The 12,056-nt window shown below is 70.5% G+C and carries 8 protein-coding genes; 3 read left to right on the forward strand and 5 right to left on the reverse strand.

Going from position 1 to position 12,056, the window contains the following annotated elements:
• Window positions 1-808 precede the first annotated feature (808 nt).
• Together ACLJO0_RS07085 and ACLJO0_RS07090 are read left to right on the forward strand one after the other, a co-directional pair.
• A complete protein-coding gene (locus ACLJO0_RS07085) occupies window positions 809-1,861 on the forward strand; it encodes a 3-dehydroquinate synthase family protein (protein WP_410577097.1) in 1,053 nt (350 codons plus the stop codon).
• The gene (locus ACLJO0_RS07090) at window positions 1,858-3,081 is read left to right on the forward strand and encodes a 3-deoxy-7-phosphoheptulonate synthase (RefSeq protein ID WP_410577098.1); all 1,224 of its coding nucleotides are present in this window, start codon (window positions 1,858-1,860) and stop codon (window positions 3,079-3,081) included. Before ACLJO0_RS07085 ends, ACLJO0_RS07090 begins: the two co-directional genes overlap by 4 nt.
• A gap of 17 nt (window positions 3,082-3,098) precedes the next feature.
• Here the strand turns inward: ACLJO0_RS07090 and ACLJO0_RS07095 are convergent, their stop codons facing one another.
• The 5 genes from ACLJO0_RS07095 to ACLJO0_RS07115 all read right to left on the reverse strand — a co-directional run bounded on the left by ACLJO0_RS07095 (window position 3,099) and on the right by ACLJO0_RS07115 (window position 10,360).
• Window positions 3,099-3,872, reverse strand: a complete 774-nt coding sequence (locus ACLJO0_RS07095) for a thioesterase II family protein (protein ID WP_410577099.1) — start codon at window positions 3,870-3,872, stop codon at window positions 3,099-3,101.
• 62 nt (window positions 3,873-3,934) lie between these two features.
• Entirely contained in the window at window positions 3,935-4,375 is a 441-nt protein-coding gene (locus ACLJO0_RS07100) for a type II 3-dehydroquinate dehydratase (RefSeq protein WP_410577100.1), read from the reverse strand.
• Window positions 4,376-4,413: 38 nt separating this feature from the next.
• Window positions 4,414-5,163 (reverse strand): 3-oxoacyl-ACP reductase FabG, encoded by a 750-nt coding sequence (gene fabG / locus ACLJO0_RS07105; RefSeq protein ID WP_410577101.1) that lies wholly within the window; start codon window positions 5,161-5,163, stop codon window positions 4,414-4,416.
• Window positions 5,160-6,389: a cytochrome P450 gene (locus ACLJO0_RS07110; protein WP_410577102.1), complete on the reverse strand. Its 1,230-nt coding sequence runs from the start codon at window positions 6,387-6,389 to the stop codon at window positions 5,160-5,162. Before ACLJO0_RS07110 ends, fabG begins: the two co-directional genes overlap by 4 nt.
• Window positions 6,386-10,360 carry an amino acid adenylation domain-containing protein gene (locus tag ACLJO0_RS07115; RefSeq protein WP_410577103.1) on the reverse strand — a complete coding sequence of 1,325 codons (3,975 nt, stop codon included), beginning with the start codon at window positions 10,358-10,360 and terminating at the stop codon, window positions 6,386-6,388. The genes ACLJO0_RS07110 and ACLJO0_RS07115 overlap by 4 nt, the downstream gene beginning before the upstream one ends.
• Window positions 10,361-10,535: 175 nt before the next feature.
• On the opposite strand from ACLJO0_RS07115, the gene ACLJO0_RS07120 reads away from it, so the two are divergent.
• Complete coding sequence (locus ACLJO0_RS07120) at window positions 10,536-12,035, forward strand: bifunctional 3-(3-hydroxy-phenyl)propionate/3-hydroxycinnamic acid hydroxylase (protein ID WP_410577104.1); 1,500 nt, start codon at window positions 10,536-10,538, stop codon at window positions 12,033-12,035.
• Window positions 12,036-12,056 lie beyond the last annotated feature (21 nt).

Genomic DNA, 12,056 nt, shown 5'->3' on the forward strand with positions numbered 1-12,056 from the left:
GGCTGCGCCGCCCTTCCTGTGCACCGAGAGCCAGCTGCGCGGTCTCGGTCTCGTGCCGGGCACATCTCCATGTGCATACGTCGACTCTCAGTACGAGCCCGCTGCCCTCTACTTAATTACCGAGGCGGAGTTGTCCCAACATCACCAGTGGCCGCCGCGTCGCCCCGACGCCTGATCGTGACAACGGCCGGTAGCGCCGCGTCAAGGCGGGAAGGAGTGCCTTGCCCCAGCGCCACCGGCCGCGTACTGGCTTCGTATCGGGGTGACGGGGAAAGAGTGGGCAGTAGGGTGGTCATTCCCGCGGTCGTCTGAAGTTGACTCGGAAGTCATGATCATCTCCCCGGTTTATCCCCGGGAAACGACCGCAGGCGACGCCAAACGATCACAGACCATGATCGTTCGTAGTCGAAGTTCATGCAGGTGAGGGCAGTTGTCGTCAGCTAACGGCAGATGTCCGCAGACCCGGCCCAAGATTCCGTAGGTTCTGGGTTCGAGCCCCAGGCGGCCCACCACCAGCATGCTTCCGACCTGCGAAAGCAGGACAGTCGACGATCTTTGACCGCCCCCCCGGCATCGCGTTCGGCAGTACCCAGGTTTTGTTGCCGCCATGGGGAAGTCGAGCTTCTTCGGACAGCGGCCCCTGCGCCCGCTGATCAGTGCTCCGAGGGTTTGTTTTCGAGGTAGCCGCCGGCTTGTGTGACAGCGCCCGGCCGAACTATTCACGTTGGTGATGGCTGCGCGGAGCGGCGGCGGCAAAACTGATCAGGCGGTGGGCGGAACCCGTTACGCGGCGGCCTAAGGGGATGACATGACCACGGTTTCTCTGCGTCTGAGGGACCATTCGTATGACGTGATCATCGGCCCGGGCGTGCGGACGGCGCTCGCCGATGTCATCAGGCGGCTGGGCGCCGAGCGGGCCGTCGTCGTGTCCGCTCGACCACGGAAGTCGTTGCCCGACACCGGGGTACCCAGTTTGGTGCTGCCCGCGCGTGACGGTGAGCATGACAAGACCCTCGGCACGGTGGAGGCCTTGTGCGGTGAGTTCGCACGGTTCGGCCTGACCAGGTCCGACGTGGTCGTCTCGTGCGGCGGCGGCACCACCACCGACGTGGTCGGGCTGGCGGCCGCGCTGTACCACCGGGGCGTGCCGGTGATCCATCTGCCGACGTCCCTGCTGGCACAGGTGGACGCCAGTGTCGGCGGGAAGACGGCGGTGAACCTGCCCGACGGCAAGAACCTGGCCGGTACGTATTGGCAGCCGAGCGCGGTGCTCTGCGACACCGACTACCTGGCGACCCTGCCGCGGCGGGAGATGCTGAGCGGCCTCGGCGAAATCGCCCGCTGCCACTTCATCGGCGCACCGGATCTGCGAGGGCTCACCCTGGTCGAACAGATCGCCGCCAGCGTGACACTCAAGGCCCGCATCGTGGAGGCGGACGAGCGGGACACCGGACCGCGGCACCTGCTCAACTACGGCCACACGCTGGGCCATGCGGTGGAGAGAGCCACGGACTACGCCGTGCGCCACGGCGAGGCGGTGGCCATCGGAACGGTCTTCGCGGGACGGCTCGCCGGTGCTCTCGGCCGGATCGGGCAGAGCCGGGTGGCGGAGCATCGCGACGTCGTCCGGCATTACGGACTCCCCGACGCGCTGCCGGCCGAGGCCGATACCGCCACCCTGATGCGGTTGATGCGACACGACAAGAAGGCGGTCCGGGGATTCACTTTCGTCCTGGACGGACCAGAGGGCGCGGCGCTGGTGAGTGACGTTCCCCCGGATCTGGTCGCGAGCGAGCTGGCCCGGATGCCGCGAACTCCCGTGGCCGACCTCGTCGGTTCGTCCGGTGGGGCTCGCCGATGACGCACTTTCCCCCGCTGGAAGGCTTTCTCGCCGGACGGCTGGAGGCGGCGTTGCGGAAGCCCGCGGCGCAGCAACCGGTGTGGCCCGATCCGCGCCGGGCACGAGACGTGGTGGCCGCGCTGAGCCGGGCGGGGCCGATCGTCCTGCCGGACGAGACCGCGCGGCTGGCGGGACGGCTCGCCGCGGTTGCCAGGGGCGAGGCGTTCTTGCTGCAGGGAGGCGACTGTGCGGAGACTTTCGCCGGAAACACCGAAGCGCATCAGCGCGGCAATCTCCGGACACTGGACCAGATGGCCGCGGTGCTCGCCGAGCGTGCCGGATTGCCCGTCGTCAAGATCGCTCGAATGGCCGGGCAGTATGCCAAGCCTCGCTCCCAAGCCGTCGACGCCCTGGGGCTGCCCGTCTACCGCGGCGACATGATCAACTCGGCCGAATCCACGCTCGTGGCCAGGACACCCGCTCCCGAACGGATGCTGCGAGCCCACGCCCGCGCCGTCGAAACCATGGGTCTTGTCCGTGAATTCCGTCCAGGCGGCACGGACGGCGACGAAACATACGTCAGCCATGAGGCACTCCTGCTGGACTACGAACGGTCGCAGCTGTGGGCCGACACCAGCGGGCCGGAGCCTCGGGTGTCGAGCGGACTGGGGCACTTCCTGTGGATCGGCGAGCGCACCCGCGGGCTCGACGGCGCCCATCTCGCGTTCGCGGAACTGTTGTCCAACCCCATCGGCGTCAAGATCGGTCCATCGACGACCCCCGAGCAGGCGGTCGAATACGTGCGACGGCTCGACCCGCACGGTGAGCCAGGGCGAGTCACCCTGGTCAGCCGGATGGGGCACAGCAGGGTCCGTGACGTCCTGCCGCCGATCGTGGAGAAAGTCACCGCCTCCGGATCCCAGGTGATCTGGCAGTGCGACCCCATGCACGGCAACACCTACCTGTCGGCGAACGGCTACAAGACGCGCCGGCTTCATCGGATGGTCGACGAGATCACCGGGTTCTTCGAGGTGCACCGGCAGCTGGGCACCCATCCCGGCGGCATTCACGTGGAGGTGACGGGCGATGACGTCACGGAGTGTCTCAGCCGTGTCCCGGCCGTCACGGAAGAGGATCTGCCGAACCGGTACGAGACCGCTTGTGATCCACGCCTGAACGCCAGGCAGGCGATGGGGCTCGCCTACTCGGTCGCGGAGCTGGTCGCGGCGGCCAGGACATAGCGGGCGGGACTCGACCGCTACGGCGTCTTTTCCACGGTGACGGCCGAGAGTCGCCGGCGAAGGAGCGCTACGACCTCCTCGTTCCGGTCGGCCAGGTAAAAGTGACCGCCGGGCAGCGTCACGACCTCGGTGGGGCCGGTCGTGTGCCGGGCCCACGCGTGTGCCTCGTCCATGGTCACCAGCGCGTCGCGATCGCCGGTGAGCACGGTGATCGGGCAGTCGAGGACGGCGGACGGATCGTGCCGGTAGGTCTCCACCGCGTGGTAGTCGTTGCGGAGGAGGGGAAGGACCATGGCCCGGATCTCCGGGTCGTCGAGCATCGCCGAACCGGGACCGCCGAGCCGCCGGATGTGGGCGAGCAGGTCGTCGTCCGAGGACAGGTGCAACCGGTCGTTCCGATGCCGGGACGGCGCCCGGCGCCCCGAGGCGAACAGGTGGGCCGGCGTCGGCGACCCGGCGGCGGCGAGCCGCAGGGCGACCTCGTACGCCAGCAGCGTGCCCATACTGTGCCCGAAGAGGGCCAACGGCCGATCGTCCACGAGTCGCACCGCGTCGACGATCCGGTCGGCCAGTTCCGGGAGGTTGTCGATATTCGGCTCGTGACGGCGGTCCTGCCGTCCCGGGTACTGAACCGCCAGTACGTCGATCTCCGGGGCCAGCGCTCGAGCGAGCGCGAAGAAGAAACTGGCCGATCCGCCCGCGTGGGGAAGGCAGACCAGGGTGGACGTCGCTTCGCCTGGCGGGCTGAAGCGGCGCAGCCACGTCTGGAATCGCGCCGATGTCTCCGGCATCGTGGGTGTCTCCCTGGTGTCCTGTCGTGAGTGCTCCGGGCCGCTGGTGACGACCTGGTGGTTCATTCGGGGCCGCACAGCTGCAGCAGCGCCCTGGCGGCCAGGCGGTAGCCGAACGCGCCGAGACCCACGACGACTCCGCTGGCCAGTGGGGCCAGTATCGATTCGTGGCGGAAGCTCTCACGAGCCCAGACGTTGCTCAGGTGCACCTCGATCCACGGTGCGGGATAGGCGGCGAGCGCGTCGCGCAGGCTCCACCCGGCCATCATGAGCGCGCCGGGGTTGACGATCGCGCCGATGGTCGACCTGCGGTGCGCGTGCACCGCCTGGACCAGGCCGCCTTCGTGGTCGTCCTGAACCGGGACGACCTGCCAGCCGGCCTCGGCCACTTCGTCGGCGACGAATTTCGCGATGTCGTCGAGGGTGTCGTAGCCGTAGATCTCCGGTTCGCGGTCTCCGAGTATCCCGAGATTGGGCCCGTTGAGCAGGAGCACGGTTTTCACAGGAGGAGTTCCTTCCGGATGCGAGGTGGACACGCAGGTCAGCAGACCGGCCCACCGGCGACGTGGATGATCTGGCCGGACACGAACGACGCGTGGTCGCTCACCAGGAAGGCCACCAGGTGGGCGATGTCCTTCGGATGACCGACCCGGCGCAGCGGAATCGTCGCGGCGACCCGCGCCTGGTGCTCCTCGGCCGTATGGCCGGCCTTCGCAGCCAGTGCCGCGGTCATCTCGGTGGCCACGTAACCGGGCGCCACGGCGTTGACGGTGACGTTCAGCGGACCGAGTTCCATGGCCAGCGTCTTGGTCAGGCCCTCGATCCCGGCCTTCGCCGCCGAGTAGTTGGCCTGCCCGGCGTTGCCGACCGCGGCGATACTCGACAGGTTCACCACGCGGCCCCAGCCGAGTTTGGCCATATGCTCGGTGACCGCTTGCGTCATCAGGAACGTGCCGCGCAGGTTCACGTTGATGACCAGGTCCCAGTCGGCGGGCGAGAGCGAGAAAACCAGGCTGTCCCTGGTGACACCGGCGTTGTTGACCAGGATGCCGGGCGGCCCGAGCCGGTCGGCGACCTCGTCGACCGCCTTGCGGACCGAGTCGGGGTCGCTCACGTCGACCGCGACGGCCGTGGCGCGGCCGCCCGCTCGGTCGAGGACGGCGACCGCGCGTTCCGCGGCAGGCGGATCGATGTCGAGGACGGCGACATCGATGCCCTCCTCGAGCAGCCGTCCGGCCACCGCGGCACCGATGCCCCTTGCCGATCCGGTGACGATGGCGACGCGGTTCACGTCGTCTCGGGTGTCAGCTTGACCGGCAGGTAGCTCATGCCGTTCAGGACGTTGGAGTAGATCCACCGCTCCGGCCCGGTCTGTTCGGCGGACGACACGAGCGTGCGCAGCGCGTCGAGCACCTCCTCCACCTCGATGCGCGCCAGCGTGTGCCCCAGGCAGATATGCGAGCCGAAGGCGAAGGTGAGGTGCTTGTTCGGCTTGCGATCGAGCAGGAAGCGGTCCGGGTCGGCGAAGACCTCGGGATCGCGGTTGGCCGAGGAGATCCAGACGGTGACGATGTCGCCCTTTTTGACCGGCTGCCCGTCGACCGTGGTGTCGCCGGTGGCCTTGCGCCCGCTGTGCAACGCGGGAACGGTCCAGCGCAGGACCTCGTTGGCGGCGGTGTCGAGGCCGACGGTGCCCTCTTTGAGGGCGCGCCACTGGTCCGGCTGCTCGATCAGCGCCTGGATACCGCCGGAGATGGCATGGCGGCCGGTCTCGTCGCCGCCGATGATCAGCCCGTAGCAGTTGGACATCAGGTCGGCGTCGCTCAGCGGCTGACCGCCGACGTGGCAGTTGGCCAGCAGGCTGACCACGTCGTCGGAGTCGCGGCCGCGCCGGGTTTGTGCCAGGTCGGCGAAGTAGAGCAGAATCTCGCTCTTCGCCTGCCAGCTCTCCTCTGGCGGGGCGTCCGCGTAGTCGGAGCTGAACGCCTGCGAGGTGAGTCCGAGCAGATAACGGCGGTCGGCCTCCGGCACGTCCATCAGCCCGCAGATGGCACCCAGCGGGATGTTCGCGGAGATGTCGTGGACGAAATCGCATTCGCCCTTGTCGATCGCCGCCTTGATGAGGTCGTCGATCGTCCGCCGGATCGCCTCGCGGATCGTCTTGAGTCTGCGGGGGGCGAAGGCCGCGTTCAGCACGTTGCGCAGCTGGGTGTGCTTGTCGCCGTCGGTCATCGCGAGCATCGAGCCGGACGCGGAGTCCCCGCCGGTGAGCAGGGTCGACAGCATGTTGCCGCCCTCGGTGGTGAAGTGCTCCTTGTCGCGGTAGATCGCCATCGTGTCGGAGTAGCGGCTGAAGACCCAGAAGCCGGGGCGGTCGTCCTTCGCCGGATGCCAGTAGTGGGGCCGGTCTTCGCGGAGACGGCGCCAAACCTCGGAGAGTTCGTTCTCGGCGTGCAGCACCGGGTCGGCGAGGTCGAGCGAATCGAGGAGCTCGGGGTTGAGTACGGGGCGGATCATCGGCGGCCTTCCACGTGAGGAGTCTTGGCGGTCGAGGACGGCAGCGAGGTGGCCATCGCGGCGAGGGCACCGATCGTGGGGTTCCCGATGATCTCCTTGGGGGAGACGGCCAGCCCCGCTTCGCGAGCGCGCCGGATCAGCGAGATCGCCAGCATGCTGTCGCCACCGAGTGCGAAGAAGTCGGAGTCGGCACCGGCGTCGGTGACGCCGAGCAGCTCCTCGAAGATGGCGGCCAGCGCGTGTTCCGCCGGGGTCCGCAGGGCGGGCTGTGCCGTCGCGGAACTCTCCTGCTCGGGGACCGCGGGCAGCGCGGCAAGGTCGAGCTTGCCGTTCGGCGTCACGGGAAGGGCCTCGACGACGACGTACCCGGTCGGCACCATATGGTCCGGCAATCGGTGTGCGGCGTGCTCGCGGAGTTGCTCGCGGACGGGCGCTTCCCCGGCCGCGGCCACGATCCAGGCGACCAGCCGGACGCGGCCGTCGCCGTCCTCGCGCAGGCCCGCCACCGCGCGGGCGACCGTGGGCAGTTCTTCGAGTACCGCCGCGACCTCGCGGGGTTCGATCCGGAAGCCACGGAGTTTGACCTGGTCGTCGGCGCGGCCGTGGAAGTCCAGGTCGCCGTCGCCGTGCCAGGAGGCGATGTCGCCGGTGCGGTACATCCGGCTGCCGGGCGGGCCGAACGGGTCGGCCACGAAGCGTTCGGCCGTCAACGCGGGCCGGTTGAGGTAACCGTGGGCGACACCGTGCCCCGCGACGTAGAGCTCGCCGCGGAATCCAGGTGGCACCGGCCGCAGCCCGGGACCGAGGACGTAGACGCGGGCACCGGCGACGGGGCGCCCGATCGGGGGGCGGCCGCCACCCGTGAGCGGTTCGCTCTGAGTGGCGCAGACGGTGACCTCCGTCGGCCCGTAGGCGTTCACCATCCGGCGGTTCCCGGACCACCGCGCGGCCAGTTCGGCGGGGCATTCCTCGCCGGCGCTGATCAAGCCGCGGAGCGAGGGCACGGCCACGGGGTCGATGCTGGACAGTGCCACCGGCGGGAGAATGGCGTGGGTGATCCGTCGCTCGAGCAGGGCCGCGGCCAGCGGTTCCCCGGCGAGCGGCCCCGGCGGCGGCACCACGATCGTCGCCCCCGCGGTGAACGCGCCCATCAGTTCGGCGACGAACGCGTCGAAGCTCGGCGAGGCGAATTGCAGCAACCGGGAGGAGCTGTCCAGTCCCAGCCCTTCACGCTTGGTCGCGGCGAGGTTCGCCAGTCCGGTGTGGGTGACCGCGACGCCCTTCGGACGGCCGGTCGTGCCGGAGGTGTAGATGACGTACGCCGGATCGGTCAGTCTCGGGGTGACTCGCGGAAACCCGTCCGCCCGTTCGCCGATCCCCGGATCCTCGACGAGGACGCGCGGCCAGGGACGGGTCAGCGGGAGGTCGGCCGACGCCGAGGTGCAGACGACGAGCGGGTCGCAGTCTTCCAGCATCGCCGCGATCCGCTCCCGCGGATAGCCGGGATCGACGGGGACGAACGCCGCGCCGATCCGGACCGTCGCCAGTAGCGCGGTGATCAGGTCCAGCGATCGTGGCAGCACGATGGCCACCATCCGGCCGGGTGCCGCCCCCGCCTCGGCGAGGGCGGCCGCGAGCCGTCCGGCACGGCGGTCGAGTTCGGCGTACGAGGTCACGGCGCCGCCGGAGTCCACCGCCGGTCGCCCGGCGTGCTCGTCGACGGCGCGCTGCCACAGCCTGCCCAGCGTCGCGGCGGGCTGCGGGTTCCGGACCGCGTTCCACTTCCGGAGCACCTGGTGGCGGGTGTCCGGGTCGAGAAGGTCCAGCCTGCCGACCGGTTGGCCGGGCGCCTCGCGGAACTCACGGAGCAGGCGTACGACCATGTCGAGCAGACGCCCCGCGGCTTCCGCGCCGATGAGCCGCGGGTCGGTGACCAGGGTCAGGACGAGTTCGCCCGCGTCGCGGCCGACCCTGAGTTCGGCGGTGCGGGGCCGGGGCGGTTCGGCAGGGGTGAAGGTGACAGCGGTGTCGAACGACGCGTCCGCCGCGGCGTCGAGCAGGGCGCGCCCCCGCGGTCCGAGCTCGGCGTGCCCGCCCGAAGCGGTCACGGCGTCCCCGGCCCGGTCCAGGACGGTGCCGATCTCGTCGCCCGGCGCGACGGCCACCAGCAGTGGCCGGGGCCCGGTTCCGAAGAGCACCGGAGAGCCGGCACCCAGCAGGTGCAGCAGTACCGCCCAGGCTCCGAGCAGCGTGTTCTCCGCGGCCGGGAACTCCGGGATCCGCCGGACGGGAGCCGGTCCCCCGGCCGTGTCGTCGCCACGCTGGCCGAGCCTGTCCCGGAGCAGGGAATCACCGTCGGCACCGGCCAGCGACGACTGCCAGAACCGCGCCCCCAGCGCCTGCTCCCGGAGCAGGTTCCGATCCGGCTTCGCCGATCCCAGCAGGGGCAGTTCGGGTCTGACCTCGATATCCACCGGAGCGTGGCGGTCACCGAGCGCGGCCGCCACCTCCGCCCGCAGGTCGGCCGGTCGCGGCGTGCAGCCGGGGGCCGGGGTGACCACCGCGTGGACCAGCGCCAGCCGGTCCTCGTCCTCGATCCCGAACACCGCGGCCTGTGCCACGGTGGCGTGTTCGAGGAGCACGCGTTCGACCGCCTCCGGGTAGATGCGGACGCCTTCGCCCTTCAGGACGCCGTCGAGCCGCCCCTCGAGAGTCAGGTATCCCGACTCGTCGAGCCGTCCGATATCGCCGGTGCGCACCCAACCGTCGCGCACCGTCCGCGCGGTCTGCTCCGGGTCGTTCCAGTAGTGGCTCATCGCCCAGCGCCCGGACGAGCAGATCTCGCCGGCGACACCCGGTGGGAGGACCCGGTCGTGGTCCTGCGGATCACGGACGGTGACCCGGACGTTCGCCGGTGGCCTGCCGACCGTGCGGCGCAGGTCGGGGTCGAGGTGATCCTGGGGGGTGAGCAGGCTGATCATGCCGGTCTCGCTCGTCCCGTAGACCTGGAACAGCACTGGGCCCAGTGATTTGGCGGCGGCCGCCAGCCGTTCCGGCGCGGCCGGGCTCCCGGTGTAGAACACCTCACGCAGGCTGGAGAGGTCGTAGTCGTCGAACGCGCGGTGCTCGGTGAGGGCGTAGACCTGCGGAGAAGCGAGGACGAGCCGGGTGACGCGGTGCCGTTCGACGGCCCGGAGCACCGTCTCGGCGTCGAACCCGTGGTGCAGCACGACGCTGCCCCCGGCGATGATGGCGTCATCGGCGGAGAAACCGCTGGAGTGGGTCAGCGACCCGGTGATCAGGCAGACCGCGGGCCGGGAGCCGGCGGCGGCCATGTCGTTCTTGACCGCGAACGGCCAGCTGATGCCCTTCGGCCGCCCCGACGAGCCGCTGGTGAAGGTCACCACGGCGGTCTCCGCCTCTTCGGCCGTCGAGTCGTCGAACGGTGTCTCCGGGGACCGGGTCATGTCCAGCACGTCCGGTCCGGACGGACCAGGGGCGGCGAGGGCGCACGCCGATCCGGCCGCGGCACGCAACCCGCGCGCCCGGTCGAGGTTGTCCTGGTCGACCGCCAGCACGCTCGGCCGGAGGCCGGCGAGAATCTCGGCCTGGACGCGAGGACCCAGCTCGTCCCTGGGGTCGGCGGCGTTGATTCCGCGAATGTGGACCGCCGTCGCGCCGAGTAGGTTCACCGCGTACCGGTAGACCAGGGTGGACGGCGTGTTGGGGCTGGTCAGAACGGCGACCGAGGTGCCAGGGCCGACACCGGCCGAACGCAGCGACGCCGCGGTCGTGCGGACCGCTCTGGCGAGCCGCTCGGCCGAGAAGGGTTCGTCTCCGAGCCAGACGGGAATGGCGGCAGGGTCGGCGTCGAGCCTGCCGAGGATCTGGCGGACGTAGTGGTCATGCCCCCGCAACGGTGATCTCCAATGCAGCTCGACGATCGAGGCCGACGGAGCGGCCGCGATCATGGGCGCCGGCACAAACCAGGCCGTCGTGACGGTGTGCAGGGCAACGCTAGGTGCGGGGCCCGCCGTCGCGGATCCCTCGCGTTGACAGTGGTCGCCGGTGCCGGACGAGGTTCCCCGCCCGCACTGTCAGTGCGAGCGATGGTGGCGCCTGCCCGCCTGCGTATGGTCGCGAGACATGGCTTTCTTGACCTCTCGCGCCGACGTCCTGGTGGTCGGCTGCGGTCCGAGTGGTGCCGTGCTGGCGAGCCTGCTGGCCCGCCGGGGCCACCGGGTGATCGTGCTGGAGCGGCATCGCGAGGTCTTCGGGTTGCCCCGGGCCACCAGCTTCGACGGGGAGACCGCCCGGCTGCTGGCGGCGGCGGGGGTCGGCGCCGGTCTGCCCGGAATCGCGGTGCCCGCGACCGGCTACCAGTGGCGCGGCGCCGATGGACAGGTTCTGCTGGACATTTCCTTCAGCGACGCCGGCCGGTACGGGTGGCCGGACGCGAACACGATGCATCAGCCCGCGCTGGAGCGGCTGCTCGGCGCCGCGCTGGCGGCCGAACCCGGGGTCGAAGTCCGGCGAGGCCTGTCCGTCGTCGGCATCAGCCAGACGGACGACGGCGTCACCGCGAGCGCCGAGGACGAAAGCGGTGCCACCCACACCTTCCGAGCAGGCTGGCTGGTCGGCTGCGACGGGGCGAACAGCGTCGTCCGCGAACTGGCCGCCGTGCCGATGACCGATCTGGGGTTCTCCTTCGAGTGGCTGCTGTGCGACGTCAGACTGCACGAGCCCCGCGAATTCGTCCCGACCAACCTGCAGCTGTGCGACCCGGCCAGGCCCACGACGCTGGTGGGCAGCGGACGTGACCGGAGGCGCTGGGAGTTCATGTGCCTGCCGGGGGAGTCCGCGGCGGAAATGGACAACGCCGAGACGGCGTGGCGGCTGCTGGCGCCGCACGGCGTCACACCGCGGACGGCGGAGCTGCTGCGGAGCGGGGTGTACCGATCTCATGCCCGATGGGCCCAGCAGTGGCGGCAGGGCCGGGTTCTTCTCGCCGGGGACGCTGCCCATCTGATGCCGCCGTTCGCCGGTCAGGGCATGTGCTCTGGCATCCGTGACGTCAGCAACCTGGCGTGGAAGCTGGACCTGGTGCTCGGCGGCCGGGCCGACGAGCGGCTGCTCGACACCTACACGCTCGAGCGGCGGGGCCACACCAAGGCGGCCGTCCTCGCCTCGGTCAAACTCGGCAGGGTCATCTGCGTGACCGATCCGGCCGCCGCCGCCGACCGCGACGCGGCGATCCGGGCCAATGGCGGTGGCCGCCGGACGTCACCACCCGAAGCGACACCGTTGGCCACCGGATTCCTCCAGCCGGGCGGCGGTGACGTGATCGTCACCGGCCGGTTCGACGACCTGATCGCGTCGGGTTTCCTGCTGCTCACCACCGAGGAGCCGGACGCCGTCAGCGCGACTCAGCGCGCCGCACTGTCGGGGCTCGGCGCCACCGTCGTCCATCTCGGACCCGGCGACCAGGAGGACGGCGGGTACCTGGACTACCTGCGTGACCGGGGCGCGGCGTCCGTGCTGATCAGGCCGGACTACCACGTCTACGGCACCGCAGCCGCGGGCGCGACCGGCGCGCTGGTGAACGGTCTGCTCGACCGGCTGCGGCCACATCGCCCGTCAAGCTGAGGGATCCCGGCCGCGATGCCT

It is taken from the genome of Amycolatopsis sp. lyj-108, assembly GCF_046549005.1.
GTDB lineage: Bacteria > Actinomycetota > Actinomycetes > Mycobacteriales > Pseudonocardiaceae > Amycolatopsis.